Genomic DNA, 25,900 nt, shown 5'->3' on the forward strand with positions numbered 1-25,900 from the left:
CGGCGAGCGTGAAACGGATCACCCATTCGAGCGACGGTTTACAGGTTTACGATTTCGCGCCACCTGAAGAGCGGACGCTCACACATTCCCCTGGCACAGAGCTCCGGAGGCTTCGGTTCCATGCCTCAGGCGCTCTGCATACCGTCGTTCATATGGTCAACGAACGGCGTTTTCAAGCCAGTCGGCGTCGATCTCGCCCTCGGCGACGATCACCGCGGGGCCGGTCATCTCGATCTCGCCGTCCGCCCGCTCGGTGATCACGAGGGTGCCGCCGGGCACGTCCACGGTGTAGGTCACCGGGGTGCCGGTGACCGCGGGGTCGGCGCCGTCCCTGCGGGCGGCGGCGACGGCGACGGCACACGCGCCGGTGCCGCAGGAGCGGGTCTCGCCGGAGCCGCGCTCGTGCACGCGCATCGCGACGTGACGGGGGCCGCGCTCGACGACGAACTCGACGTTGACCCCGTCCGGGTAGGCGGCGGCCGGGCTGAAGGGCGGCGGGGAGTACAGGTCACCGGCGTGCGCGAGGTCGTCCACGAAGGCGACGGCGTGCGGGTTGCCCATGTTCACGTTCCGCGCGGGCCAGTCCCGCTCCCCGACGCTCACGGTGACGTCACCAGCGGGGAGCAGCGCCCTGCCCATGCCCACGGTGACGTCGCCCGCCTTGTCGATGTGCACGGTCTTCACCCCGCCGCGGGTGGCCACGGCGAGGTCGCCCTCGGTGACATGGCCGGCGTGCTGGAGGTAGCAGGCGAAGACGCGTACGCCGTTGCCGCACATCTCGGCGATCGAGCCGTCGCCGTTGCGGTAGTCCATGAACCACTCGGCCTCGGACGCCAGGTGCGCGGCCTCGGGGTGTGACGCGGATCGCACGACGTGGAGCAGTCCGTCACCGCCGATGCCGGCCCGGCGGTCGCAGAGGGCGGCGACGGTCTCCGGGGGCAGGTCGAGGGTGTTCTCCGGGTCCGGGATGATCACGAAGTCGTTCTCGGTGCCGTGACCCTTGAGGAAGGGGATCCGCGTGCTCATGTGATCGATGGTAGTTCTTCGGCCGCGGGCCGGTGGGGGCTGGTCACGCAGTTCGCGCCCACCCGAGGAGCTTCATCGCAGCCTTGCCACACGCCACACGGCGAGAACGATCACCACTGCCACCAGCAGCAGGTACGCCAGTACGACCCGCCAGTCCGCGCGCCGGTCCGAACCCCGCTGCGGCAGGCCCGGCCACGTGTAACCAACGCGCCGTGCCGCCATCATTCCCCAGCCCGCCGCGCACGAGCAGATCAGCAGGCCCAGCATCGCGATCACCGCTCCGCTGTCGCCGAAGTCGAAGGCCAGCGGGAAGGCGAACATCAGGGAGCCGACCGCGGCCAGCGTGACGATGGGGGCGAGCTGCCAGATACGCAGGCGGCGCTGCGGGCGCAGCTCGACCTCGACCTCTTCCCCGGCCGCGAACATCTCCTCGGGCTCGGGGCCGTCGTCGGTCACACCGTCCGGCACCTCGTCGAGCCCGTCGGGGCTCAGACGGGTTCCGTCCTGCTCCGGTTCACCGCTCTCGACGGTGAGGGGCTCGGTGCCGTGTGCGGTGTCGCGAGGGCCGGCCTCCATCGCCACGCGCCCTCCCAACTCGGACTCCACTTGGTCGATCGAAGCTCGATGATGGCACGGCGCCGGAGGCCGGGATGACGGCCGGAGCGTCCCGATGCCAGGACGTGATCAGGCTGTAACCGGTCGTTCGACCAACGCCAGTGCGAGCTGCGGAAGTTCTGTGAGATGCGCCGCAGCCCCACTCAACCAATGCACCCGCGGGTCGCGCCTGAACCATGAATCCTGGCGGCGCGCGAAGCGTTTCGTGGCCCGTACGGTCTCGGCCCGCGCGTCCTCCATCGTGCACTCCCCCGTGAGCGCCGCGAGCACCTGCTGGTACCCGAGTGCGCGCGAGGCCGTGCGCCCCTCGCGCAACCCGCGCGCCTCGAGCTCCCGCACCTCGTCCACGAGTCCCGCGTCCCACATCCGGTCGACCCGGCGCGCGATGCGGTCGTCGAGCTCGGGCCGGGCCACGTCGACGCCGATCTGGAGGGTGTCGTAGACGGAGTCATGGCCGGGAAGGTTGGCCGTGAAGGGCTTGCCGGTGATCTCGATCACCTCCAGCGCCCGGACGATACGGCGGCCGTTGCTGGGCAGGATCGCCCGTGCGGCGCCGGGGTCGGCGGCGGCGAGACGGGCGTGCAGCGCGCCGGAGCCACGCAGGACGAGCTCGTCCTCCAGTCGGGCCCTGACGTCGGGGTCGGTGCCGGGGAACTCCAGGTTGTCGACGGCCCCGCGGACGTACAGCCCGGAGCCGCCGACGAGGATCGGCCAGCGGCCCTCGGCGAGCAGGGCGTCGATCCTGGCGCGGGCGAGCCGCTGGTACTCGGCGACGGAGGCGGTGACCGTGACGTCCCAGATGTCCAGGAGGTGGTGCGGGACGCCGTCGCGCTCCTGGGGCGTCAGCTTGGCGGTGCCGATGTCCATCCCTCGGTAGAGCTGCATGGAGTCGGCGTTGACGACCTCGCCTCCCAGGCGCTGGGCGAGGAAGACGCCCAGATCGGACTTTCCGGCCGCGGTGGGTCCGACGACGGCGATGACGCGGGGGGCGGGGGGTGCGCTGCTCACGGCCCCAGTCTCGCAAACCTCCGAGCCCCACCTCGAACGAGTTACGTGACGGCCCGGCCCCGGCGTCGTTGCCAGTTGCGTGGTTTCCGCCGCCCTGTCCCTGGAGGCGGCGATCCGGGTGGCGCAGACGGGCGCACCGGACGACGCGGGATTTCCCCCGCACGAGTAACGTATGGAGTGGATATGGGCGTTTTCGCACGACTTCTCCGGAGGTCGAAGGCTACGGAGGAGGCGTCAACCGCCGAGACGCAGGCCGACACCCGAGCGGCCGAGCCCGCGGCGGACGAGGCGGCAGCGGCAGAAGATGCGACCGAGGCCACGGCCGGTCCCAAGGCTGACGAGAAGGCCGGTGACCAGGCTGGTGACAAGGTCGGGGCCGAGGTCACCGAGGCGGCAGGAGCCGAGGACACGGACGCGTCGACGGCGACGGAGGCCGTCGAGGAGGCCGCCGCCGACGACGTCGAGATCCCCAAGCAGCAGTCCGCCGAGGACGCGGCCGATCGTGAGGCCGGTGAGGGCGCCCGCACGTAACTGCCCCGCGTGGGAAGGCGAACGATGGGTCTCCTGGACAATTTCAAGGCCAAGCTCAGCCCGGCGAAGGACAAGGTCTCCGGCCTCGCGCAACAGCACGGGGGGAAGATCCAGCACGGCCTCGACAAGGCCGCGAAGGTCGTGGACGAGAAGACCAAGGGCAAGTACAGCGACAGGATCCACACGGGCACGGGCAAGGCCAAGCACGCCATGGACCGACTCGCGCACAAGGACGGCACGGAGGGACCCGGCGGCGGCACCACGCCACCGGCCTCACCGCCGCCCGCTTCCTGAACGGCGCACGGCACACCGACGGACGGCCGCGGGGCAGACGCCCGCGGCCGTCCGCCGTTGTCCGGGAGGTCCCGGGCGGTCCCGGGCGGTCCGAACTCCCCTACGGCACTGCTACGACCCCTAGGGCGCCGCTACACCCCCTACGGCACTGCTACGACCGCCACGGCCCTGCCACGGCGTCACGACCAGGTCGCGACCACGTACCCCACGCCGTACGGCGCGTCCTCGTACAGCAGCGAGCCGCCCAGGTCCGCCCCCTCGGCGGCCCCCGCGAGGACCTGCCAGGGCGCGCGGCCGGAGGCCTTGAGCTCGTACGCCAGGTCGGCGTCCAGCGCGCGCAGGGCCGCCACGTCGGCCGCGCCCAGGGCCCGCGCGACCTCCGCGTCGAAGGGGGCCGCGCGCTCGTCGAGGTAACCGGGTGCCTTGAGCGTGCGGCAGGCGCTGGCGTCGCCCATCACCAGCAACGCCACCCGCTCGGCCCGGGCGGCGATTCCCCTCCCGGTCTGGATACACCGCTCGGGCTCCAGCGGTTCCCCCACACCGAGTCCCTCGATCGGGGCATCGGACCAGCCGGTGCGCGCCAGGAGCCAGGCGGCGACGGCGAGCGAGGTGGGCAGTTCGCGCTCGGACTCCCCGTCCCGGCCCAGCCGTACGTCGACCCCCACACCGAAACCGCGGAACGACCCGCGGGTGCCCTCCGGCAGCACACCGCGCCCGCTCTGCTCGGCGGGACCGACGACCACGAGGAGATCCGGCCGGGCGGCGGCGAGCACGCCCAGCGCGTCCGTGCACGCGGCACGCGCGGCGTCCAGTTCGGGCGCGGCGCCCGCGGCGACCTCGGGCACGAGGAGCGGCGGGCAGGGGCAGACGGCGGCGGCGACAAGCATGGTCGCGAGCCTACTTCCAGGCCCAGGGCCAGGACTCCGGATGGGTGCTCCAGGCCAGCTCGGCGAGCCGGTACACCACGCGGTGCGTGCTGATCGCACCTTCGACGTTGACGTAGTAGGCGTCCCCGTCAGCCATCCGGTAGACCTGGCGGCGCTTCTGGCGCAGGCCGACGCCCGGGCGGTGGGTGCAGGCGATCTCGTACAGACGGGCCCGGGCCTCGTCCCGGGTGCCCTCGAAGTGCGCCACCTCGTCGACGTCGTTCTGGTTGCCGATGCTGCGGTCGACGACCACCACCCAGCGCGCCATGGCCCCGCCCCTTGCCCCCGGCGGCGCTCAGTGCGCCGCGCAGCCGCCCGTGGCCGCCGGCAGCGGCTCGGGAACCCCGATCTTCGGGAGGCCCAGCATGACACCCGCGGGCGCGGCGGCTTCGGCCGCGTTGCGCTTCTCCCACGCGTCGCCCGCGCGCGTGCGGCGCACGTCGAGGACGGCGCCCTCGGCGAGGAGGTGGTGGGGGGCGGCGTAGGTGATCTCGACCGTGACCACGTCGCCGGGGCGGACCTCCTGGTCGGGCTTGGTGAAGTGGACCAGGCGGTTGTCGGGGGCACGGCCGGAGAGGCGGTGGGTGGCGCCGTCCTTGCGGCCCTCGCCCTCGGCGACCATCAGCTCCAGGGTGCGGCCGACCTGCTTCTTGTTCTCCTCCCAGGAGATCTCCTCCTGGAGGGCGACGAGCCGCTCGTAGCGCGACTGCACGACCTCCTTGGGGATCTGCCCCTCCATGGTCGCCGCGGGGGTCCCCGGGCGCTTGGAGTACTGGAAGGTGAAGGCGTTGGTGAAGCGGGCCTCACGGACCACGTGCATGGTCTGCTCGAAGTCCTCCTCGGTCTCGCCGGGGAAGCCCACGATGATGTCGGTCGAGATCGCGGCGTCAGGCATGGCGGCGCGGACCTTCTCGATGATCCCGAGGTAGCGGTCCTGGCGGTAGGAGCGGCGCATCGCCTTCAGGACGGTGTCCGAACCGGACTGGAGCGGCATGTGGAGCTGGGGCATGACGTTCGGGGTCTCCGCCATCGCCGCGATCACGTCGTCCGTGAAGTCGCGGGGGTGGGGCGAGGTGAAGCGGACGCGCTCCAGGCCCTCGATGGTGCCGCAGGCCCGCAGCAGCTTGCTGAAGGCCTCGCGGTCGCCGATGTCGGAGCCGTACGCGTTGACGTTCTGCCCGAGCAGCGTGATCTCGGAGACGCCCTCGCCGACCAGGGCCTCGATCTCGGCGAGGATGTCGCCGGTGCGGCGGTCCTTCTCCTTGCCGCGCAGGGCCGGGACGATGCAGAAGGTGCAGGTGTTGTTGCAGCCGACGGAGATCGACACCCACGCCGCGTAGGCGCTCTCGCGGCGGGTCGGCAGGGTGGACGGGAACGCCTCCAGGGACTCGGCGATCTCGACCTGCGCCTCCTCCTGCACGCGCGCGCGTTCCAGCAGGACCGGCAGCTTGCCGATGTTGTGCGTGCCGAAGACGACGTCCACCCAGGGCGCCTTCTTGACGATGGTGTCGCGGTCCTTCTGGGCGAGGCAGCCGCCGACGGCGATCTGCATGCCGGGCCGCGAGGCCTTCCTGGGGGCGAGCCGACCGAGGTTGCCGTAGAGCCGGTTGTCGGCGTTCTCCCGCACCGCGCAGGTGTTGAAGACGACGACGTCCGCGTCACCGTCGGAGCCCTCGGGGGCGGGCACGTATCCCGCCTCCTCCAGCAGTCCGGACAATCGCTCGGAGTCATGGACGTTCATCTGGCACCCGTAAGTGCGCACTTCGTACGTTTTCGGAGATGAAACGTCCACTACCGGGCCCCGGTCGCTGCTGCTGGTCATGGGTCAAGGGTAGGCGCTCCACGGAGCCGCCAAGGATCGCCTCATCCCGCCGGCCCGGAGGACCTCGGCGGTCACCCCGCGCGTGACGTCGGCCCGCGGGGCAGTACGGGCGGATGACGTGAATCACGTTTGGGGGCCCACCCGGGGGCTTTGCATGACCATGCGTCGTGATGCATAATCTTCCTATGTCCAAGGTCCTCACGTCCCTCCCCGCCGGCGAACGCGTCGGCATCGCCTTCTCCGGCGGTCTCGACACCTCCGTCGCGGTCGCGTGGATGCGCGACAAGGGCGCCATCCCGTGCACCTACACCGCGCACATCGGCCAGTACGACGAGCCCGACATCGACTCGGTGCCCGGCCGCGCGAAGACCTACGGTGCCGAGATCGCGCGCCTGGTCGACTGCCGGGCCGCGCTCGTGGAGGAGGGGCTGGCAGCGCTCACCTGCGGGGCGTTCCACATCCGCTCGGGCGGGCGGGCGTACTTCAACACCACCCCGCTGGGCCGTGCCGTCACCGGCACGCTCCTGGTGCGGGCGATGATGGAGGACAACGTCCAGATCTGGGGCGACGGTTCCACCTTCAAGGGCAACGACATCGAGCGGTTCTACCGCTACGGCCTGCTGGCCAACCCGAACCTGCGGATCTACAAGCCGTGGCTGGACGCGGACTTCGTGACCGAGCTCGGCGGCCGCAAGGAGATGTCCGAGTGGCTGGTCGCGCACCAGCTGCCGTACCGGGACTCGACGGAGAAGGCGTACTCGACCGACGCCAACATCTGGGGCGCCACGCACGAGGCCAAGACCCTGGAGCACCTCAACACCGGCATCGAGACCGTCGACCCGATCATGGGCGTCAGGTTCTGGGACCCGTCGGTCGAGATCGCGCCCGAGGACGTGACGATCGGCTTCGACCAGGGCCGCCCGGTGACCATCAACGGCAAGGAGTTCGGCTCCGCCGTCGACCTGGTCATGGAGGCCAACGCCATCGGCGGCCGGCACGGCCTGGGCATGTCCGACCAGATCGAGAACCGGATCATCGAGGCGAAGAGCCGCGGCATCTACGAGGCGCCCGGCATGGCGCTGCTCCACGCGGCCTACGAGCGTCTCGTCAACGCGATCCACAACGAGGACACCCTCGCCCAGTACCACAACGAGGGCCGGCGCCTGGGCCGTCTCATGTACGAGGGCCGCTGGCTGGACCCGCAGGCCCTGATGATCCGCGAGTCGCTCCAGCGGTGGGTCGGCGCGGCGGTCACGGGCGAGGTCACCCTGCGGCTGCGGCGGGGCGAGGACTACTCGATCCTCGACACCACGGGCCCGGCGTTCTCGTACCACCCGGACAAGCTGTCCATGGAGCGCACCGAGGACTCGGCCTTCGGCCCGGTGGACCGGATCGGCCAGCTCACCATGCGCAACCTCGACATCGCCGACTCCCGCGCCAAGCTGGAGCAGTACGCGGGCCTCGGCCTGATCGGCACCGGCAGCCCCACGATCGGCGCGTCCCAGGCCGCGGCAACGGGCCTCATCGGCACCATGCCGGAGCTCCCCGAGGGCGGCGCCGAGGCGATCGCCTCCCGCGGCGAGGTCTCGGAGGACGAGGCCCTCCTGGACCGGGCGGCGATGGAGTTCGGCACGGACTGACGGTGCCCTGGCCGTCGTAGGGGAAACGAAGGCTTGACGGTCTGGACGGAGAGGGCCGGTGCGGCAGCGCACCGGCCCTCTCTCACGTCCGGTCCGCCCGCGACCCCATCAACGGCTGGATCCGCGTCCCGAACCTCTCGATCCCCTCGAGGAAGTCGTCGAACACCAGCATGATCCCCTTGGTGCCCTCGACCCCGGCGATCTCGTCGAGCATGCGGGCGACGCTCTCGTACGACCCCACCAGCGTGCCCATGTTGAAGTTCACCGCGCCCTCGGGCAGCACGATGGTGCGGGCCGTGGAGGAGTCGTCGGCGGTGGTATCCGTGGCCGACTCCCCCGCCATGTAGGCGAGCGCCGCGTGGTCGGCGCCGTCGTGGTACGACTGCCATTTCGCGCGGGCCGCCTCGTCCGTCTCGTCGGCGATGACCATGAACAGCGACAGCGCGCCCACGTCACGGCCGGTCTCCCGCGCCGCCGCCACCAGCGTGGCCGCGCTGTCCGAGAACGCCAGCGGGGTGTTCACCCCGCTGCCCAGGATGAAGTTGTAGTCGGCGTGCTCCGCGGCGAACCGCATCCCCGTACCGCTCTGCCCCGCGGCCACGATGTCGATGTGCCCGCCCGCGGGGCGCGGCGAGAGCACGCAGTCGTCCATCTCGTAGAACGCGCCCTTGAAGTTGCTGACGCCCTCGCTCCACAGCTCCTTCATCACCGTCACGTACTCCTCGGCACGCGCGTACCGGTTGCCGAAGTGCTCGTCGCCGGGCCAGACGCCCATCTGCGCGTACTCGCCGGGCGCCCACCCGGTGACGATGTTGACGCCGAAGCGGCCGGGGGCGATGGAGTCGACGGTGACCGCCATGCGGGCGACGATGGCCGGCGGCAGGGCGAGGATCGGCGTGGAGGCGTACAGCTTGATCCGCTCGGTCACGGCGGCCAGGCCCGCCATCAGCGTGAACGACTCCAGGCAGTGGTCCCAGAACTCGGTCTCCCCGCCGAAGCCCTTGAGCTTGATCATGGACAGGGCGAAATCGAACCCGTGCTCCTCGGCCTTCTGGACGACGGCCTTGTTGAGCTCGAACGTCGGCAGGTACTGCGGGGAACTCTTCGAGATGAGCCAGCCGTTGTTGCCGATGGGGATGAAGACACCGATGTCCATGCCGCTCCTCATGATCGGGGACTGCCCGTCCGACGGCACGGTACACGTCCGGGGTTTCAGCAACTTGCCGTGATTCAGCGGCAGTTGAGGTGAGGAAGTGAAGGAGTCGTCCGGGTCGGAACTGTGAAGCAGGGTTTCGAAAGCGATCGGGAACGATAAGTTCCCTTCATGAACGCGCGGCTCGCTCTTCTCGGCACAGTGGCCCCCGGCACGACGGAGAGCGAGGTCTTCCGGCTGGCGCTCGGGCACGCGGTCGGCGAGCTGAGCGCGCTCGGTGGAACGATGCATCTGCGCGGCCCGATGTCCGCCCTGCGCCTGGTGTCGTCCGTCGGCCTGCCGCCCTCCCTCACCCGCTCCTGGGAGATCGTCGACCAGGAGGGCCCGCTGGCCCCGGCCCGCGCGCTCCAGCGCGGCAAAGGCGTCTGGGTGCCGCTCTCCCCCGACCAGGACCCGCCCGAGCAGGACACCTGGCCCGGCACCGGCCTCGCCGCCCTCCCGGTGTTCAGCGGCAGACGCAGCATCGGCGCGCTGACCGTCGTAGCGGGTGAGGGGGGCGAACCCACCCCGGAGCACTGGAACTTCCTGCGGGACGTGGTCGCCTGGACCGAGGACCGCATGGCCCAGGCCCCGCGGCCGTCCGGCCCCCCGCAGTCGGAACTGCACGGCGAGCGGCTGCGGCACGCCCTGAAGGAGGTCCAGGTCGGCTCGTGGGACTGGGACATCCGCAGCGGTGACCTGGTCTGGGACGAGGCGGCCCTCGCGCTCTACGGCACCCGTCCCGCCGACTTCACCGGCAGGATCGACAACTGGATGCGGATCGTCCACCCCGACGACCTGGCCCCCACCCTCGCCGCCGCGCAGCGGGCCATCCTCGACCACTCCGTCTACGAGGCCGAGTACCGCGTGCGGCGGCTGGACGGCAGCTGGGGGTGGACCCAGGCGCGCGGCCGGGCGACCTACGACGAGCAGGGCGAACCCCTGCGGATGATCGGGGTCGGCTGGGAGAGCAACGAGTCACGCACCGCCCGGGACGCGCTCAGCCGGGCCCTCCGGCACATGAGCGACGGCTTCCTCGCGGTGGACGACGAGTGGCGGATCACCTTCGCCAACCTGGAGGCGGAACGCTTCCTCGGATTCTCCGAGGAGGAGTTGTTCGGGCGGCTGCTGTGGGACCTGGCGGCCACCCGGCAGGTCCCCGGGCTGAAGGAGAGTTGCCTGGCCGCGGCGGCCGAGGAGCGGCCCACCGGCTTCGACGTGCACATCGCGGACTGCGCGCGGCGCCTGCACGTCCGGCTGGTGCCCGGGCCCGACGGGCGCACCCTGTACTTCCAGGACGTCACCGAGAAGCGCCGGCTCGCGGAGGAACGGCAGGCGGCGGAACGGGCCGCCGCCGAACGGGCGTTGCGGATCGCGGAGCTGACCACGGAGCTCGCCAAGGCGACGACCTCACGGGACGTGGTGGACGCGGTCGCCCGGCGGGTGCTGCCCCCGTTCGCCGCCGCCGGGCTCATGGTCCAGGTCAGCGAGGGCGACCGGCTCCACCACGTCGGCGCGGTCGGCTACCCCGCCGAGTTCGTCGCCCTCCTCGACAGCCGCCCCCGGGCCACGACCGGCGACCCCGCCTGGGACACGATCGAGTCCGGCGGCCCGCTGTTCATGTCGTCGCCCCACGAGTACGCGGCCCGCTATCCCGAACTGGCCGACTTCCCCGCCCGCGGCGACAAGAAGTCCTGGGCGTTCCTGCCGCTGACGGCCTCCGGGCACACCTTCGGGGTGTGCGTCGTCTCCTTCGACCGGCCCCGGCTCCTCGACGACGAGGAGCGCGCCCTGCTCACCACGATCGCCGCCCTCCTCGCCCAGTCCCTGGAGCGGGCCCGGCTCTACGACGCCGAGCACACCCGGTCCCGGGAACTCCAGCGCAGTCTGCTCCCCCAGGCGCTGCCCGACCTGCCCGCGTGCACGGCGGCCGCGCGCTATCTGCCGGCCGGTCCCGGCGCGGACGTGGGCGGCGACTGGTACGACATCATCCCGCTGTCCGGGGGGCAGGTCGCGCTGGTCGTCGGCGACGTCATGGGCCACGGCCTGCCGGAGGCGGCCACCATGGGCCGGCTGCGGACCGCCGTGCACACCCTGGCCGACCTGGAGTTGCCGCCCGCCGAGATCCTCGGCCACCTCAACGACATCGTCGGCGGCATGGGCGAGGGGTCGTACGCCACCTGTCTGTACGCGCTCTACGACTCCACGACCCGGGTCTGTTCCCTCGCGCGGGCCGGACACCCGCCGCCCGCCCTGGTCCACCCCGACGGCTCGGTGCACTTCCCGGAGCCGGACGCCGACCCGCCGCTGGGCGCGGCGAAACCGCCTTTCGAGACCGCCGAGTTGGAGGTGCCCGAGGGCAGCCTGCTGGTGCTGTACACGGACGGCCTGGTGGAGTCGGCGAAGCGGGAGATCGACGAGGGCATGGCCGAGCTGGCGCGGCTGCTCGCCGCCGCCCACGCGGACGGGACCGCCGTAGACCTTGAACGGCTGTGCGACACGCTGACGGCGGGTCTGCTGCCGACGGACCAGCAGGCGGCCGACGACGCGGCGTTCCTGGTCGCCCGCCTGCACGCGCTGCCCGCCGACCGGATGGCCTCCTGGCGGCTGCCCGACGACCCGAAGGCCGCGAGCCAGGCGCGGCGCCACGTCCGCGAGCAACTGGCGGCCTGGGAGCTGGACGATCTCGCCCCCACCACGGAACTCCTGGTCAGCGAGCTGGTCGGGAACGTCGTCCGGCACGCCCGGGGCCCGGTCCGGCTCCGGCTCCTGTACAGCGCCGGGCTGATCTGCGAGGTCTACGACGGCAGCCAGACCATGCCCCGCATCCGGCGAGCCACGGAGACCGACGAGGGCGGCCGGGGCCTCCAGCTCATCTCGGCCCTCTCCACCCACTGGGGCGCCCGCTACACACCCACGGGCAAGTGCATCTGGACGGAACAGTCGCTGCGCGGCCCCGAACAGCCGTTGGACGTGCCGCTCCTGAGCGCCGCGGCCTTCGACACGGACCTGGGCGGGGACTGGGACGGGGACTGGGACGCGCTGCTGTGACACCGCGCGCCCGTTCGGCCCAGCACCGCGGGCCGAACGCCGGGCGCGTTCCTAGGGTCGCGGTGACGGCTCTTCAGTCCCCGCCCGAAAGGCACCCGACCCATGGCAATACGCACCGCGATCACCGCCGCGGCAGTGGTCCTGCTGGCCACCGCCGGCCCCATGACCGGCGCCGCGCACGCCCGAAGCGACCTGGACTGCGCGGACTTCGCCTTCCAGGAGGACGCGCAGGCGGAGTTCGACCGCGACCTCGCCGACCCCGACCGCCTCGACGAGGACCGGGGCCAGGACGACGGCATCGCCTGCGAGGAACTGCCCCGGCGGGAGTCCGCCGCGGAGGTGCTGCCCCAGCCGGAGATCGCCCCGGAAGTGCTGCTCCAGCCGGAGACCACCACCGTGAGCGTGGCCACCGTCGCTCCCACCCTCGGCGTCCAGGGCGGCTCCGGAGGCAGCGTCGGCCCGGCCGGTTTCGAGCGGGCGATCGGCGTGACGCTGGCGCTCGCCGGAGCGGGGCTCGCGGGCACCTACGTGGTACGGCGGCGACGCGGGACCGGCCGCCGGGGCAGGGGAGTTCGCGTCACGGATCGATGAGCCCGGCCCTTATCGCGTACCGGGTCAGCTCCAGCCGGTCCCTCATACCCAGCTTCGCCAGCAGGTTCGCCCGATGCCGCTCGACCGTCTTCGCGCTGATGAACAGCAGCTCACCGATCTCCTTCGTGGTGTGCCCCTCGGCGACGAGCTTGAGGATCTCCTCCTCCCGCTCGGTGACGGCCCGGGCGGGCAGGTCGACACCACGGTGCAGCCGGTCCAGGTACGACCGGACCAGGGCCCGCTCGGCCCCCGGATAGACGAAGGACTCGTCCCGTACGGCGGCCCGGCACGCCTCGACGAGATCGCGGTCGGCGACGGACTTGAGCACGTATCCGCTGGCGCCGGCCTTGAGCGCCTCGAAGAAGTACTGCTCGTTGTCGTACATCGTCAGGATCAGGATCCGCAGGTCGGGCAGGCGCCGGGACAGCTCGCGCGCGGCCTGCAACCCCGTCATCCGGGGCATCGCGATGTCCAGCACGGCCAGATCGACCTCACGCGCGCGTGCCAGCTCCACGGCCTCGGCGCCGTCCCCCGCCTCGGCCACGACCGTGAGGTCCGGCTCACCCTCCAGGATCAGCCGGACCCCTCGCCGTACGAGGGTGTGGTCGTCGGCGAGCAGCACCCGGGTCGGCCCGGCCATCACCGCACCTCCGCCGCGACCGGTATCCGCAACCGCACGTCGGTCCCTCGATCGGGTCCGGCCGCCACCGAGAAGACCGCCCCCACCAGCAGCGCCCGCTCCCGCATGCCCTGTATCCCGGCGCCCTCGGCCGCCCCGCGCAGCCCACTGCCGTTGTCCCGCACGAGCAGCTCGACACCGCCCTCGACCGGCTGGAGCCGCACCTCGGCGCGGTCGGCGGCGGAGTGCCGCGCGGTGTTCGTGAGCCCTTCCTGGGCCACCCGGTAGACGACCAGTTCCGACTCCTCGGTCAACGGCGGCAGATCGCCCCCGACGTGATGGCGCACGGTCAGCCCGTGCGTGGTGAACTCGGCCGCGAGGGACCGCAGGGCGCTCGGCAGCCCCAGCTCCTCCAGCACCCCAGGCCGCAGCCGGCGCGCGATCCGGCGGATCTCGTCGAGCCCGGCCCGGGTGGCCTCCTGCGCCTGCCCGACCTCCTCCCGCAGCTCCTCGGGAGCCCGGTCGGCGACTCTCTTGAGCTGGAGCAGCACGGCGGTCAGGGTCTGTCCGACCTCGTCGTGCAGCTCGCGCGCGATCCGGTGCCGCTCCCGCTCCTGCGCGGACAGCGCGTGGGCCGCGCCGGTCGCCCGCTCGGCCTCCAGCCGGTCGAGCATGGTGTTGTACGTCGTGATCAGCGCCGCCGTCTCGGCGGGACCGGAGACCGGGGCACGCACCCCGGGACGCAGCAGGTCGGCGGCGGCCATGGCCTGTCCCAGCCGCTGGAGCGGGGCGAGCCCGACCCGCAGCACCAGGGCGTTGGCGACCAGCAGCAGCACGAGCCCGGCGAGGACGACGACGGCCTCCCCCCGCCGCACCGGAGTCGACACGGTGACCGGCCCCAGCAGCAGCGCGGCGGCGACGAGGAGGCCCGCGGCGTTGAGCGAGAAGATCCGCCAGAACAACGACACGGCCCGGCCCCCGCTCCTCTCCTCGGCTCCGCACGACGCTTCCGTGGCCAGCGTCGCCGGTGCCCGCCGCTCGCGTATATCCGTCACGTCACCCATATCGCCACCGTACGGGGTACTGGCACGATGCCAACCGGCACCAGTGATCACCGAACCGCAAGGGGAAGAAACGTGTCTGCTCCACGCCTGAGGGCGACGCCGCTGCCGGGCATCGGGGTCCAGTACGACCTCATCACCCGGGAGGACCGCCATCTGTCCGTGGTGGCCCACCGCGACGGCGGGCGCACGGTGAGCGTGTACCGGGCCGACGACCCCGACTCCTGCGCCCAGTCCCTGCGGCTGACCGGCTCCGAGGCGGGCGCCCTGATCGACGCGCTGAAGCCCTCCCACCACAGCGCGAGCCTCCTCTACGCCTCCGACCTGGGCCTGGTGGCCGAACGCATCGAGGTGGCGGCCGGCTCCCGCTGGAACGGCCGGGTCCTGGGCGACACGAAGATGCGCACCGACACCGGGGCCTCCGTCGTGGCGGCCCTGCGCCGCGCCGAGGCGATCCCGTCCCCCGCGCCGGACTTCCGCCTGGCGGGCGGCGACATCCTGATCGTCGTGGGCACCCGCGAGGGCGTGGACGCCGCGGCGGCGATCCTCGGCCGGGAGTAGGAAGCATGCACTCCGCGGTCCTCCTGATCGAGTTCGGCTCGATCATCCTCGGCCTGGGCCTCCTGGGCCGTTTCGCCGCCCGTTTCCGCCTCTCCCCCATCCCCCTCTACCTCCTGGCCGGCCTGGCCTTCGGCGAGGGCGGCCTGCTCCCCCTGGGCGCGAGCGAGGAGTTCGTCTCCATAGGAGCCGAGATAGGAGTGATCCTGCTCCTCCTGATGCTCGGCCTCGAATACACGGCAGGCGACCTGGTCACCAACCTCAAGGCCCACTACCCCGCGGGCCTGGTCGACGGCGCCCTCAACGCCGTCCCCGGCGCAGCGGCCGCCCTCCTCCTGGGCTGGGGCCCGGTGGCTGCGGTCGTCCTGGCGGGCGTCACCTGGATCTCCTCCTCGGGCGTCATCGCGAAGGTCCTGGGCGACCTGGGCAGAGTCGGCAACCGCGAAACCCCGGTCATCCTGAGCGTCCTGGTCCTGGAGGACCTGGCCATGGCGGTCTACCTCCCCATAGTCACCGCGCTGGTGGCCGGCGCGGGCCTCCTCGCAGGAAGCCTGACCCTGGCGATCGCCCTCGGCGCGGCCGGCCTGGTCCTGTTCATAGCGGTCCGCTACGGCCGCCTGATCTCCCGCTTCGTCTCGAGCGACGACCCGGAGAAACTGCTCCTGGTCGTCCTCGGCCTGACCATCCTCGTCGCCGGAGTGGCCCAGCAACTCCAGGTCTCGGCGGCGGTGGGCGCGTTCCTGGTCGGCATAGCGCTGTCCGGCGAGGTGGCGGAGGGCGCCCACACCCTCCTCAGCCCTCTGCGGGACCTCTTCGCCGCGGTCTTCTTCGTCTTCTTCGGCCTCCACACGGACCCGGCGAGCATCCCCCCGGTCCTCCTCCCCGCCCTCGCCCTCGCCCTGATCACCGCGGCCACGAAGATCGCCACCGGCTACTGGGCCGCGCGCCGAGCCGGCATCTCCCCCAAGGGCCGCTGGCGCACGGGCGGCGCGCTCGTGGCCCGCGGCGAGTTCTCGATCGTCATAGCGGGCCTCGCGGTCTCGGCCGGCATAGAACCCTCCCTGGGCCCCCTCGCCACGGCGTACGTCCTCATCCTGGTCATCCTGGGCCCCCTGACAGCGCGCTACACGGAGCCTGCGGCTACGCGGCTCACCTCGCGGCTGAGCTCCCCGAAGACTCCGGAGGCCCCGCCGTCCCGGGCGACGGAGGCGACTGTGGGGAGGGACGGCGGCGCGTAAGAGGGGTGCCGGGTGCCTACGGGGGTGCCGGGTCCTGTCGACGGGCGGGTGCGGGTGCGTTGTGGCTGGTCGCGCAGTTCCCCGGCCCCCGCTGCGCTGGGCTTGGGCCGGGCGCTCAGGAGGGTGTCGGGTTCGGTTGTCGGGCGGGTGCGGGTGCGTTGTGGCTGGTCGCGCAGTTCCTCGCGCCCCTAGGGGGTTGCAGTTGGCCTGCGCCACGGAGGGACCGTCAGCCGCCCACGCCCGCCTGCCTCGGCCGTCAGCCGCCCGCGCCCGCCCCCACCGGCCGTTGGCCGCCGACGGCGCGCAGGGGACGGGGTGGGGGGTGTCCGCCCGCAGCGGCCGGCGTCCGTTACAGGGCCCCTTGTAAGCGACCGAGCCGCCGGACCGAGGACGGATACCCCCCACCCCGGCCCCGACCCACTCACCGAACGAAACGCGCTACACCCGCCCCCACCGAAGCCGCGCGGGCCGCCGCAGGCCCCCAGGGGCGCGGGGAACTGCGCAAAACGCCCGCCCCCACCGAACCCGCACTCGCCCCACAACCGCTGGACGCCCCCCACACCCCCTGGCAGGATCACCGCCATGCCCCAGCCGTTCCCCCGCCCCACCCGCCGCCACGCCCTCCAGACAGCGGCAGCGACCCTCGTGGTCCTCGCCCTGATCCTGTGGTGGCTGCTCCCCCTCGGCGAGGACCCCCCGAGCGGCACGATCACCTTCAGCACCGGCACCCGCGCCGGCGTCTACCAGAAGTACGGCAACCTCCTCGACAGAGAGCTCCACAAGGACATGCCGGACCTGAAGGTGAAACTGGAGGACAGCGCGGGCTCCCAGGAGAACGTCAGACTCGTGGCCACCGGAGAGTCCGACTTCGCCATCGCCGCCGCCGACGCCGTGGAGACCTACCAGCAGAACCACGCCCCCGGCGCCGACCAGCTCCGCGGAGTGGCCCGCCTCTACGACGACTACGTACAGCTGGTCGTCCCGTCCGACTCGGACATCCGGACCATCCACGACCTCAAGGGCAAGCGCGTCTCCATCGGTGTCCCCAACTCCGGCGTACGCCTGATAGCGAACCGCGTCCTCGAAGCCGCCGGCATCAACCCCACCAAGGACATCGACGCGAAGGCCTACGGCATCGACACCGGCCCCAAGCTCCTCGGCCACGGCCTGGACGCGTTCTTCTGGTCCGGCGGCCTGCCCACCGACGGCCTGAAGCAACTCGCAGAACGCTCCGCGTTCCGTTTCGTCCCGATCGAACCGTCCCTCGTGGCGAAGCTGCACGCGGAGGGCGAGCCCACCCGCTACTACCGTGCCACCAACATGCCCGCGTCGGCGTACCCGTCCGTCCAGAACAACACGACGGTGCCGACGATGGCCGTCTCCAACCTGCTGATCACCCGCGAGGACGTGGACCCCGAGCTCACCGAGTGGCTCACCCGGACCGTGATCAAGAGCAGGGACGGCATCGGCCACGACGTCCACTCCGCCCAGCTGGTCGACGTACGCACGGCCATCTACACGGACCCGGTCCCCCTCCACGAGGGCGCCCGCCGCTACTACCGCTCGGTGAAGCCGTAGAAGCCTCAAACCTGGAAGCCCTCACACCGCGGAAGCGCTCGAACCGCAGAAGCCCTCGAACCGCAGAACCCCTCACACCGCAGAAGATCTCAAACCGCAGGCCGACTACGCGGCACAGCCACCGTCACCACCAGCCCATGCGGCTCATGGTGCCCGTACGAGATCGACCCGCCCCCCGCCGCCAGCAGCGCCCGCGAGATGGACAGCCCGAGCCCGGACCCCTTGACGTTCTGATGCCGCCCGCTGCGCCAGAACCGGTCACCCACCCGCGAGAGTTCCTCGTCGGTGAGCCCGGGCCCGTGGTCGGCGACGACGACCGTCGACGTGTCCCCGTCCGCGGCGACGGTGACCGTCACCGTCTCGTCCTCCGGCGTGAACTTGAGCGCGTTGTCGATGACCGCGTCCAGGGCGCTGGACAGCGTGACGGGGTCGGCCCACGCGGTGGTGGGCGGACAACTCCCCACCAGCCGTACCCCCTTGGCCTCCGCGGTCGGCGTCCACGCGGCCACCCGCTCGGCCGTGAGCTCCCCGATGTCCGTGATCCTCAGATCCGCCTCGGTGTGCTCGGCGAGCGCGAGGTCGAGGAGGTCGTCCAGGACCTGGGCCAGCCGCTTGCCCTCGGCCTGGACGGACGCGATCTCCTTGTTGTCCGGAGGGAGTTCGAACGCGAGCAGCTCGATGCGCAGCAGAAGCGCCGCGAGCGGGTTCCTCAACTGGTGGGACGCGTCGGCGACAAAGGCCCGCTGCTGCTCCAGCACGTCCTCGACGTTGTCCGCCATCTCGTTGAACGACCGTGCCAGCCGCTGGAGTTCGGGCGGGCCGCCCGCCGCCGCCACCCGGGACTTGAGCCGCCCGGTGGCGATGTCGTGGGTGGTGGCGTCGAGCACCCGCACGGGCCTGAGCACCCAGCCGGTCAGCCGTAGCGCGGCGGCGACGGCGAGCAGCATCGCGGCGAGTTCGCCCGCGAAGATGACGAGCCAGCCGTGCAGGATCCGTGACCGCATCGGCCCGGTGGGCGAGTCGGTGACGACGACCGCGACGACGTCCCCGTCGCGGATCACCGGCGAGGCGACGACGAGCCGGCTCCGCTGCCAGGGCCACACCTGCTTCGGGTCCTGGCTGCGGCGGCTGAGCAGCGCCTCGCCGAACGCGTCACGCACCTCGCCCTCGTGGGGGAGGTACCACTCGCGTGGCGCCGTGGCCATGGGTACGTCGCCGTCGTAGAAGACTCCGACGCGGATGCCGTAGACGCTGTAGTAGCTGGCGAGTTCGCTCTTCAGGGTCTCCAGGCGTTCGTCGGAGGAGTCGGTGACGAACTGGGCGAGCGCGGCGAAGTGGGCGGTGTCGTCGATCCGGTCGACGACGACCTTCTGTTGCTGCGCGGCGGCCACACCGATGGCGAGCGGCACGCCCAGCGCGAGCAGCACGGCGGCCATGAGGACGATGAGCAGCGGAAGCAGACGTGTACGCACGGTCCCCGCCTACGCCCCGCCCGCCGACCGGCCCAGGAGCCGCGGCCCTCGGCTCACGTCCGCACCGACCCCCGACCCGGCACCGACGCGCGGCGCACCACCGCACCCGCGGGCACCCCTGCCACCCCGCTCACCCGCGCCCACAGCCACCGTCCCTCTTCCGCCCGAACACCTCACCCCGAGCCTCGCACAGCTCCCCGCCCCACACCTTCACACAGCACCTGCACCCCAACCCTGAGCACCAGGCACCAGGCACCCAACCAGACCCCGACCCAGCCTGCCCGGTCCCCAAGCCCTCACCCCCCGGGTGCCACCAACCGGTACCCCACCCCCCGTACCGTCTCGATCAGCGCCGGCATCCGCAGCTTCGCGCGCAGGGACGCCACATGGACCTCCAGCGTCCGCCCGGTCCCCTCCCAACTCGTGCGCCAGACCTCGCTGATGATCTGTTCCCGCCGGAAGACCACGCCGGGGCGCTGGGCGAGCAGCGCGAGGAGGTCGAACTCCTTGCGGGTGAGCTGTACGACCGTGCCGTCGACGCTGACCTGACGGGTCGGCAGTTCGATGCGTACGGCGCCAAGAACGAGCGCGGTGTCGGCGGCGCCGGGTGCGTCCTCGTGGGCGGTGCGCCGGCTGACGGCGTGGATGCGGGCGAGCAGTTCCCCGGTGTCGTACGGCTTGACCACGTAGTCGTCGGCGCCGAGGTTGAGGCCATGGATGCGGGAGCGGACGTCGGAGCGCGCGGTGACCATGATCACCGGGGTGCTGGTGCGCTTGCGGATCTTGCCGCACACCTCGTAGCCGTCCTGGTCGGGCAGGCCGAGGTCGAGCAGCACGACCCCGAAGCCGTCGCTCTCCGGGACGAGCGCCCGGAGCGCCTCCTCGCCGCTGCGTGCGTGCGTGACGTCGAACCCGTGCCGCGCGAGCACCGCGGACAGCGCGGCGGCCACGTGGTTGTCGTCCTCGACGAGGAGAAGTCTCACGCCGGCCCCCTTTGACCCATCGGACGTACTATCTGAATATGTGGTGAACAGGCACAATAGGCATACGCACGCGCGCGTGCGCACCGTGCAGTCATGCTGATGGATGAGGACGGCGTCAAGAGGCTTCCGGTTGCGCCACGGTTCCGTTATCCGGCCGATACGCACATCGGATGCGCACTGGTCACAACTGCTACGACACGTGTCCGATTGCTATCGGATCGTGATGCTCAGATTCCCCTCAAGACTAATGACGCTGGTCGCATGGGGTTACTACTGTCCTCCGAAACCGAGGAGGACGGAGCCAGAGAGCGATGACCGAAGTATCGGCGGCCAAGGAAGATGCGGTCGCGACCGGCGAACTGGTCGTCCTGAAGGGCGTCAACAAGCACTTCGGTGCGTTGCACGTACTGCAGGACATCGACCTGACGATCGCCCGCGGCGAGGTCGTCGTGGTCATCGGACCCTCCGGGTCCGGGAAGTCCACCCTGTGCCGCACCATCAACCGCCTCGAGACGATCGACACGGGTTCGATCTCCATCGACGGCAAGCCGCTGCCCCAGGAGGGCAAGGAGCTGGCCCGGCTGCGCGCCGACGTCGGCATGGTCTTCCAGTCCTTCAACCTCTTCGCGCACAAGACCGTGCTCGAGAACGTGATGCTGGGACAGATCAAGGTCCGCAAGGCCGACAAGAAGAAGGCCGAGGAGAAGGCGCGCGCCCTCCTCGACCGGGTCGGCGTCGCCACCCAGGCGGACAAGTACCCCGCCCAGCTGTCCGGCGGCCAGCAGCAGCGGGTCGCGATCGCGCGCGCCCTGGCCATGGATCCCAAGGTCATGCTCTTCGACGAGCCCACGTCGGCGCTCGACCCTGAGATGATCAACGAGGTGCTGGAGGTCATGCAGCAGCTCGCCCGAGACGGGATGACCATGATCGTCGTGACCCACGAGATGGGTTTCGCACGATCGGCCGCAAACCGCGTGGTGTTCATGGCGGACGGCCGGATCGTCGAGGAGGCTGCGCCCGACCAGTTCTTCAGCAACCCGCGCAGCGACCGTGCCAAGGACTTCCTGTCGAAGATCCTGCACCACTGACGTGCCACCCGGATCGACCACCGACGGCTCTCATCTCTTCACCACCCAAAGGATGTTCACCATGAAGCTCCGCAAGGTCACCGCCGCCTCGGCAGCCGTTCTCGCCCTCGCCCTGTCCGCGACCGCCTGCGGCGGCGACAGCAAGGACGAGGGCTCCGGCTCGGGCTCCGGCGGCGGTGGCACGATCAAGGTCGGCATCAAGTACGACCAGCCCGGCCTCGGCCTGAAGAAGCCCGACGGGTCCTTCTCCGGCTTCGACGTGGACGTGGCCACGTACGTGGCCAAGGAACTCGGCTACAAGCCCGACCAGATCGAGTTCGTCGAGACCAAGAGCGCCGACCGTGAGAACGCACTCGCCCGCGGCGACGTGAAGTTCATTGCGGCCACCTACTCGATCAACGACGAGCGCAAGAAGAAGGTCGACTTCGCCGGCCCGTACCTGCTGGCCCACCAGGACCTGCTGGTCAAGAAGGACTCCAAGATCAGCGAGGCCACGGACCTCAACGGCGAGAAGCTGTGTTCCGTGACCGGCTCCACCTCGGCGCAGAACGTCAAGGACGACTTCGCCCCGAAGGCACAGCTGCGTGAGTACTCCGGTTACTCGGAGTGCATCGCCGGCCTCCAGAGCGGTGCCGTCGATGCGCTGACCACGGACGACTCGATCCTCGCGGGCTTCGCGTCCCAGGACAAGTACAAGGGTCAGTTCAAGCTCGCCGGCCTCAAGCTGAGCAACGAGAACTACGGCATCGGTGTGAAGAAGGGCGACACCGCCACCGTCAACAAGATCAACAAGGCCCTGGAGAAGATGGTCAGCGACGGCTCCTGGCAGAAGGCGGTCGACGCCAACTTCGGCCCGGCCGGCTACAAGAACGAGCCCGCCCCGAAGATCGGCGTCATCGTCAAGTAACGCCGGGATCCACCGGCGCGGCGCTGTGACCGCGGTTCGGCCGCGCCCCACAAGGGGCGCGGGCGAGCGCACGACGAGCCACAGCGGGCCCGCGGCCGACCACCGGCGGGCGCCGACCGCCCAGCGGAGCGTCTGCCCGGGGATCCACCGGCGCGCCGCCGCCCGCCGCGATCAGGGCGGCGGCGCGTCGCGCCCCTCATACCTCCGCCACACACCCGGAAGCGCGGGAGATCGTGTTCGACTTTATTTCAGACTATGACGACCCGAGCCTGTGGGGCGCCTTCTGGATGACGGTGAAGCTGACCTTCTTCTCCGGCATCGGCTCCCTCGTCTGGGGCACCCTGCTGGCCGCGATGCGGGTCAGTCCCGTCCCGCTGATGCGCGGGTTCGGCACCGCCTACGTCAACATCGTCCGGAACATCCCCCTGACGGTCATCATCGTCTTCACCTCTCTCGGCCTCGCCGACATCTTCCGCATCACGCTGGGCGCGGGCGACGACGTGAAGGTCATGAGCTTCCGGCTGGCCATCCTCGGTTTCATCGTCTACACCGCCGCGTTCGTCTGCGAGGCGATCCGCTCCGGCATCAACACGGTGCCGCTCGGCCAGGCGGAGGCGGCCCGCGCGATCGGGCTGAACTTCAGCCAGACCCTGCGCCTCATCGTGCTGCCGCAGGCCTTCCGCTCGGTCATCGGCCCGCTGGCCAACGTCCTGATCGCGCTGACGAAGAACACCACGGTGGCGGCCGCGATCGGCGTGGCCGAGGCCGCGTACCTGATGAAGACAATGATCGAGAACGAGGCTCAGACGCTGCTCATCGGCGCGGTCTTCGCCTTCGGTTTCGTGGTTCTGACCCTGCCCACCGGCCTCTTCCTGGGCTGGCTGAGCAAGCGACTGGCGGTGAAGCGATGAGCTCGGTCCTCTACGACACCCCGGGCCCCCGCGCCAAACGGCGCAACGTCCTGCTGTCGATCGTCTTCACCCTCCTGCTCGCCCTCGTCCTGTGGTGGGTGTGGCGGACGATGGACGACAACAACCAGCTGGAGTGGGACCTCTGGGAGCCCTTCACCACCGGCGAGGCCTGGACGACCTACCTCCTGCCCGGCCTCGCCGACACCCTCAAGGCCGCGGCGATCTCCATGGTGATCGCCCTGCCCCTCGGCGCCGTCTTCGGTATCGCCCGGATGTCCGACCACGCCTGGGTGCGGGGCGTGGCCGGCACGGTCGTCGAGTTCTTCCGGGCCATCCCGGTCCTGCTGCTGATGCTGTTCGCCAACGAGCTCTACGTCCGCTCCTCCCTGAACATCAGCAGTGAGGAACGGCCCCTGTACGCCGTCGTCACCGGCCTGGTGCTCTACAACGCCTCGGTACTCGCCGAGGTCGTGCGGGCCGGCATCCTCTCGCTGCCCCGCGGACAGACGGAGGCGGCCTACGCGGTCGGCCTGCGCAAGGGCCAGACGATGACCAGCATCCTGCTCCCGCAGGCGGTCACCGCGATGCTCCCGGCCATCGTCAGCCAGCTGGTCGTCATCGTGAAGGACACCGCGCTGGGCGGCGTGATGCTCGGCTTCACCGAGCTGCTCAACGCGCGCCAGACGCTGGCGGCCAACTACGCCAACGTCATCCCCAGCTTCATCGTCGTGGCGATCATCTACATCGTCGTCAACTTCATCCTCACCAGCTTCGCGAGCTGGCTGGAGCAGCGGCTGCGGCGCAGCAAGAAGAGCACGGGGGCGGTTCTCGGTGAGGACACGGAGATCAACCCGGCGGCGGTCGGAGGCACGTTCGGGACCGGCGGAGAGGGCGGCGGCCCGAGCGGGTTCACCTTCACCGACAAGCCGCCCCGATGATCTGATGCGCAGTCAAGTGGCTTGAGGGGCCTGGAGGGCAGTGGCATGATCGCCACTGCCCTCCGTCACTTGACGCAAGCACCGGCAATGGGTTGCATACGTTCTGTGATCGTGCACCCTGCTCCAACCTCCTGTTCACATACGTCTCTCGGGACTCCGCCGGGCACAGGGGGCGCCGCACCGTGGACCCGGTGATCATCGTCGGAGCGGGGCCCGTCGGGCTCACGCTCGCCCTGGCGCTGGCGCGTCAGGAGGTCCCCTCCGTGGTCCTCGACGAGGGCCCCGGCAAGGACGAACCCCGCCTGGCCCGCACCGCCGTACTGCACGAGGACACCGCCGCCCTCATGTCCCGCCTGACCGGAGTCCCGGTCACCGGGCTGGGCGCGCACTGGGCCGGATGGCTGTCGATGCGCCGCAAGCAGGTGATGCGCGAGGTCGACTTCGAGGAGACCGGGGACGCCCCCCTGCACGTCGCCCAGCACGTCCTGACGAACGCCCTGCGCGCCGCCCTCGCCGAGGAGCGGCTGGTGAAGATCGCCCCGGACAGCAGGCTCGACACCATCGAGCAGGAGCCCTCGGGCGTCACCGCCCACACCCGCGGCCCCAAGGGCACGTGGTGGCGCGGGAGTTACCTGGTCGGCTGCGACGGCCCGCGCTCCACCGTCCGCAAACTGGAGGACATCCGCTTCCCGGGCCGTACGGCGGTGGAACGCCACGCGGTCGCCGCCCTGCGCACCGAACTCCCCTTCGAGGACCGGGCGTTGCTGCACCGGATGCCGCCGTGGCGGACGTCGGGGCCGTCGGCCGGGGAGATCACCGCCCGCCCGCTCCCGGAGGGCGTGTGGCGCCTGGACTGGCTCCTGCCGCCCGGCAAGGACCTGGTCACGCCCGAACTCCTGGTGACCCGCGTCCGGGAGACCCTCGCGGGCTGGACGGGCGGCTCGACACCGCCGTACGAACTCCTCGACACCGGTGTCCACACCGTGCACCACCGGCTGGCCCGCCGCTGGCGCGCCGGCCGGGTCTTCCTCGCTGGGGACTCGGCGCACTGCCTCGGCGCGCTCGGCACGCAGGGCCTCGACGAGAGCCTCAGGGACGCCGACAACCTCGCCTGGAAGCTGGCTCTGGCCTGGCACCACGGCCCGCACGAGGCGCTTCTGGACAGCTACCAGGCCGAGCGGCGCGCGATCGTCGCCGCTCGACTGCGCGCCGCCGACCAGGCCCTGCCGCTGGTGCGCGGCGGCGGGGGGCTGCGCTCGGTCGTCCCGGGCTCGGCCCGCGGCCACGACGCGCTGCTCACGGACGGTCACCTGGGGCGTGGCCCGCTCGGTGCGCCGGGGGCGTACGCCGACTCGCCCCTCGCGCCCCGGCACCTCGAAGGAGAGGTGCCCGTCGACACCCCGCCGGGCGCGCCGGTCGTGGACGTCCGGGTCACCGCCGAGGACGGCTCGTTCGTACGGCTGCACGAGCGCCTGGGCCGGGGCGCGCTGCTGGTCGTCCTGGTCGCGCCGGGCACCGGCGTGTGGGAGCGCAAGCACTGGGTGACCGCCGGGATCATGCCCCGCCTGGCCGCCGCGGTGACCGCGCTGCCGCACTCCGCCGAGCTCCTGGTCGCCGAGGAGTACCCGGGCGCCGCCCCGCACACGGTCCTTCTCGTACGGCCCGACGGCCACCTCGTCACCGCCCTGAGCGGAGTCCGCCCGGCCGACCTGTACTCAGCGGCCGAGACGGCGCTCGGCGGCCCCCCGACGAAGACGGAGGCGAGCACGGGGGCCGGCCCCCGTTGACGTGCTCACTGTCACTGTGCGTCCACATAGTGACAGTGAGTTGAAAGGTCCCTGGGCGGCATGG

Annotated in this window: 24 protein-coding genes; 13 read left to right on the top strand and 11 right to left on the bottom strand. The window is 71.3% G+C overall.

Features of this window, described 5'->3' with window-relative positions; all coding sequences use genetic code 11:
• Positions 1-156: 156 nt before the first annotated feature.
• The 3 genes from dapF to miaA form a co-directional block, all read right to left on the bottom strand.
• A complete protein-coding gene (dapF, locus tag OHN19_RS10955) occupies positions 157-1,026 on the bottom strand; it encodes a diaminopimelate epimerase (protein ID WP_330264016.1) in 870 nt (289 codons plus the stop codon).
• Positions 1,027-1,098: 72 nt separating this feature from the next.
• Positions 1,099-1,602: a hypothetical protein gene (locus OHN19_RS10960; protein WP_330269581.1), complete on the bottom strand. Its 504-nt coding sequence runs from the start codon at positions 1,600-1,602 to the stop codon at positions 1,099-1,101.
• A 108-nt stretch (positions 1,603-1,710) separates the two neighbouring features.
• Complete coding sequence (miaA, locus tag OHN19_RS10965) at positions 1,711-2,649, bottom strand: tRNA (adenosine(37)-N6)-dimethylallyltransferase MiaA (protein WP_330264017.1); 939 nt, start codon at positions 2,647-2,649, stop codon at positions 1,711-1,713.
• A gap of 183 nt (positions 2,650-2,832) precedes the next feature.
• Here miaA and OHN19_RS10970 point away from each other — a divergent pair, with 183 nt between their 5' ends.
• Together OHN19_RS10970 and OHN19_RS10975 are read left to right on the top strand one after the other, a co-directional pair.
• Entirely contained in the window at positions 2,833-3,180 is a 348-nt protein-coding gene (locus OHN19_RS10970) for a hypothetical protein (protein ID WP_330264018.1), read from the top strand.
• 24 nt (positions 3,181-3,204) lie between these two features.
• Positions 3,205-3,474, top strand: coding sequence for an antitoxin (locus OHN19_RS10975; protein ID WP_330264019.1), 270 nt, complete (start codon positions 3,205-3,207; stop codon positions 3,472-3,474).
• A gap of 179 nt (positions 3,475-3,653) precedes the next feature.
• On the opposite strand, the gene OHN19_RS10980 is transcribed toward OHN19_RS10975, so the two are convergent.
• From OHN19_RS10980 to miaB, 3 genes are read right to left on the bottom strand one after another with little or no spacing between them, the layout of a single operon-like run.
• Complete coding sequence (locus tag OHN19_RS10980; protein WP_330264020.1) at positions 3,654-4,361, bottom strand: class III extradiol dioxygenase subunit B-like domain-containing protein; 708 nt, start codon at positions 4,359-4,361, stop codon at positions 3,654-3,656.
• Positions 4,362-4,371: 10 nt separating this feature from the next.
• Positions 4,372-4,668, bottom strand: coding sequence for a hypothetical protein (locus OHN19_RS10985; RefSeq protein ID WP_330264021.1), 297 nt, complete (start codon positions 4,666-4,668; stop codon positions 4,372-4,374).
• 27 nt (positions 4,669-4,695) lie between these two features.
• Entirely contained in the window at positions 4,696-6,222 is a 1,527-nt protein-coding gene (miaB, locus tag OHN19_RS10990) for a tRNA (N6-isopentenyl adenosine(37)-C2)-methylthiotransferase MiaB (protein ID WP_330264022.1), read from the bottom strand.
• A gap of 185 nt (positions 6,223-6,407) precedes the next feature.
• On the opposite strand from miaB, the gene argG reads away from it, so the two are divergent.
• A complete protein-coding gene (argG, locus tag OHN19_RS10995; protein WP_123763482.1) occupies positions 6,408-7,862 on the top strand; it encodes an argininosuccinate synthase in 1,455 nt (484 codons plus the stop codon).
• A gap of 82 nt (positions 7,863-7,944) precedes the next feature.
• Here the strand turns inward: argG and rutA are convergent, their stop codons facing one another.
• Positions 7,945-9,018, bottom strand: coding sequence for a pyrimidine utilization protein A (gene rutA / locus OHN19_RS11000; RefSeq protein WP_330264023.1), 1,074 nt, complete (start codon positions 9,016-9,018; stop codon positions 7,945-7,947).
• A 168-nt stretch (positions 9,019-9,186) separates the two neighbouring features.
• Here rutA and OHN19_RS11005 point away from each other — a divergent pair, with 168 nt between their 5' ends.
• The gene (locus tag OHN19_RS11005) at positions 9,187-12,105 is read left to right on the top strand and encodes a SpoIIE family protein phosphatase (protein WP_330264024.1); all 2,919 of its coding nucleotides are present in this window, start codon (positions 9,187-9,189) and stop codon (positions 12,103-12,105) included.
• Positions 12,106-12,207: 102 nt separating this feature from the next.
• Positions 12,208-12,696, top strand: a complete 489-nt coding sequence (locus tag OHN19_RS11010) for a hypothetical protein (protein ID WP_330264025.1) — start codon at positions 12,208-12,210, stop codon at positions 12,694-12,696.
• On the opposite strand, the gene OHN19_RS11015 is transcribed toward OHN19_RS11010, so the two are convergent.
• Positions 12,683-13,336, bottom strand: coding sequence for a response regulator transcription factor (locus OHN19_RS11015; protein WP_330264026.1), 654 nt, complete (start codon positions 13,334-13,336; stop codon positions 12,683-12,685). The two genes, OHN19_RS11010 and OHN19_RS11015, sit on opposite strands and share 14 nt — an antisense overlap.
• Positions 13,336-14,283: a HAMP domain-containing sensor histidine kinase gene (locus tag OHN19_RS11020; RefSeq protein ID WP_391198947.1), complete on the bottom strand. Its 948-nt coding sequence runs from the start codon at positions 14,281-14,283 to the stop codon at positions 13,336-13,338. The genes OHN19_RS11015 and OHN19_RS11020 overlap by 1 nt, the downstream gene beginning before the upstream one ends.
• Before the next feature lie 168 nt (positions 14,284-14,451).
• Between OHN19_RS11020 and OHN19_RS11025 the strand changes: the two genes are divergently transcribed.
• The 3 genes from OHN19_RS11025 (at position 14,452) to OHN19_RS11035 (ending at position 17,750) form a co-directional block, all read left to right on the top strand.
• Positions 14,452-14,937, top strand: coding sequence for a cation:proton antiporter regulatory subunit (locus OHN19_RS11025; protein ID WP_330264028.1), 486 nt, complete (start codon positions 14,452-14,454; stop codon positions 14,935-14,937).
• A 5-nt stretch (positions 14,938-14,942) separates the two neighbouring features.
• Positions 14,943-16,172 (top strand): cation:proton antiporter, encoded by a 1,230-nt coding sequence (locus tag OHN19_RS11030; protein ID WP_330264029.1) that lies wholly within the window; start codon positions 14,943-14,945, stop codon positions 16,170-16,172.
• 582 nt (positions 16,173-16,754) lie between these two features.
• The gene (locus OHN19_RS11035; RefSeq protein WP_330264030.1) at positions 16,755-17,750 is read left to right on the top strand and encodes a TAXI family TRAP transporter solute-binding subunit; all 996 of its coding nucleotides are present in this window, start codon (positions 16,755-16,757) and stop codon (positions 17,748-17,750) included.
• An 89-nt stretch (positions 17,751-17,839) separates the two neighbouring features.
• Here OHN19_RS11035 and OHN19_RS11040 read toward each other — a convergent pair whose 3' ends face one another.
• On the bottom strand, positions 17,840-19,222 hold the full coding sequence (locus OHN19_RS11040) for a HAMP domain-containing sensor histidine kinase (RefSeq protein WP_330264031.1): 1,383 nt from the start codon (positions 19,220-19,222) through the stop codon (positions 17,840-17,842).
• A 296-nt stretch (positions 19,223-19,518) separates the two neighbouring features.
• Complete coding sequence (locus OHN19_RS11045) at positions 19,519-20,205, bottom strand: response regulator transcription factor (RefSeq protein ID WP_330264032.1); 687 nt, start codon at positions 20,203-20,205, stop codon at positions 19,519-19,521.
• A gap of 311 nt (positions 20,206-20,516) precedes the next feature.
• Between OHN19_RS11045 and OHN19_RS11050 the strand changes: the two genes are divergently transcribed.
• The 5 genes from OHN19_RS11050 (at position 20,517) to OHN19_RS11070 (ending at position 25,836) form a co-directional block, all read left to right on the top strand.
• The gene (locus tag OHN19_RS11050) at positions 20,517-21,293 is read left to right on the top strand and encodes an amino acid ABC transporter ATP-binding protein (RefSeq protein ID WP_330264033.1); all 777 of its coding nucleotides are present in this window, start codon (positions 20,517-20,519) and stop codon (positions 21,291-21,293) included.
• Positions 21,294-21,354: 61 nt separating this feature from the next.
• A complete protein-coding gene (locus OHN19_RS11055; protein ID WP_123765205.1) occupies positions 21,355-22,200 on the top strand; it encodes a glutamate ABC transporter substrate-binding protein in 846 nt (281 codons plus the stop codon).
• Positions 22,201-22,433: 233 nt separating this feature from the next.
• A complete protein-coding gene (locus OHN19_RS11060; RefSeq protein ID WP_028809886.1) occupies positions 22,434-23,111 on the top strand; it encodes an amino acid ABC transporter permease in 678 nt (225 codons plus the stop codon).
• Positions 23,108-24,049 (top strand): amino acid ABC transporter permease, encoded by a 942-nt coding sequence (locus OHN19_RS11065; RefSeq protein ID WP_330264034.1) that lies wholly within the window; start codon positions 23,108-23,110, stop codon positions 24,047-24,049. The genes OHN19_RS11060 and OHN19_RS11065 overlap by 4 nt, the downstream gene beginning before the upstream one ends.
• A gap of 182 nt (positions 24,050-24,231) precedes the next feature.
• The gene (locus OHN19_RS11070) at positions 24,232-25,836 is read left to right on the top strand and encodes an FAD-dependent monooxygenase (protein WP_330264035.1); all 1,605 of its coding nucleotides are present in this window, start codon (positions 24,232-24,234) and stop codon (positions 25,834-25,836) included.
• Positions 25,837-25,900 lie beyond the last annotated feature (64 nt).

Origin of the sequence: Streptomyces griseorubiginosus, assembly GCF_036345115.1 — a bacterium.
Lineage (GTDB): Bacteria > Actinomycetota > Actinomycetes > Streptomycetales > Streptomycetaceae > Streptomyces > Streptomyces griseorubiginosus_C.

Bases quoted from the DNA above. Each gene is read 5' to 3' on its own strand.
- OHN19_RS10985 (WP_330264021.1), bottom strand. From the start codon at position 4,668: ATGGCGCGCTGGGTGGTGGTCGTCGACCGCAGCATCGGCAACCAGAAC.
- miaB (WP_330264022.1), bottom strand. From the start codon at position 6,222: ATGACCAGCAGCAGCGACCGGGGCCCGGTAGTGGACGTTTCATCTCCG.
- rutA (WP_330264023.1), bottom strand. From the start codon at position 9,018: ATGGACATCGGTGTCTTCATCCCCATCGGCAACAACGGCTGGCTCATC.
- OHN19_RS10960 (WP_330269581.1), bottom strand. From the start codon at position 1,602: ATGGAGGCCGGCCCTCGCGACACCGCACACGGCACCGAGCCCCTCACC.
- OHN19_RS11030 (WP_330264029.1), top strand. From the start codon at position 14,943: ATGCACTCCGCGGTCCTCCTGATCGAGTTCGGCTCGATCATCCTCGGC.
- OHN19_RS10980 (WP_330264020.1), bottom strand. From the start codon at position 4,361: ATGCTTGTCGCCGCCGCCGTCTGCCCCTGCCCGCCGCTCCTCGTGCCC.
- OHN19_RS11005 (WP_330264024.1), top strand. From the start codon at position 9,187: ATGAACGCGCGGCTCGCTCTTCTCGGCACAGTGGCCCCCGGCACGACG.
- OHN19_RS11065 (WP_330264034.1), top strand. From the start codon at position 23,108: ATGAGCTCGGTCCTCTACGACACCCCGGGCCCCCGCGCCAAACGGCGC.
- OHN19_RS10970 (WP_330264018.1), top strand. From the start codon at position 2,833: ATGGGCGTTTTCGCACGACTTCTCCGGAGGTCGAAGGCTACGGAGGAG.
- OHN19_RS11055 (WP_123765205.1), top strand. From the start codon at position 21,355: ATGAAGCTCCGCAAGGTCACCGCCGCCTCGGCAGCCGTTCTCGCCCTC.
- OHN19_RS11035 (WP_330264030.1), top strand. From the start codon at position 16,755: ATGCCCCAGCCGTTCCCCCGCCCCACCCGCCGCCACGCCCTCCAGACA.
- OHN19_RS10975 (WP_330264019.1), top strand. From the start codon at position 3,205: ATGGGTCTCCTGGACAATTTCAAGGCCAAGCTCAGCCCGGCGAAGGAC.
- OHN19_RS11050 (WP_330264033.1), top strand. From the start codon at position 20,517: ATGACCGAAGTATCGGCGGCCAAGGAAGATGCGGTCGCGACCGGCGAA.
- dapF (WP_330264016.1), bottom strand. From the start codon at position 1,026: ATGAGCACGCGGATCCCCTTCCTCAAGGGTCACGGCACCGAGAACGAC.
- argG (WP_123763482.1), top strand. From the start codon at position 6,408: ATGTCCAAGGTCCTCACGTCCCTCCCCGCCGGCGAACGCGTCGGCATC.
- OHN19_RS11010 (WP_330264025.1), top strand. From the start codon at position 12,208: ATGGCAATACGCACCGCGATCACCGCCGCGGCAGTGGTCCTGCTGGCC.
- OHN19_RS11015 (WP_330264026.1), bottom strand. From the start codon at position 13,336: ATGGCCGGGCCGACCCGGGTGCTGCTCGCCGACGACCACACCCTCGTA.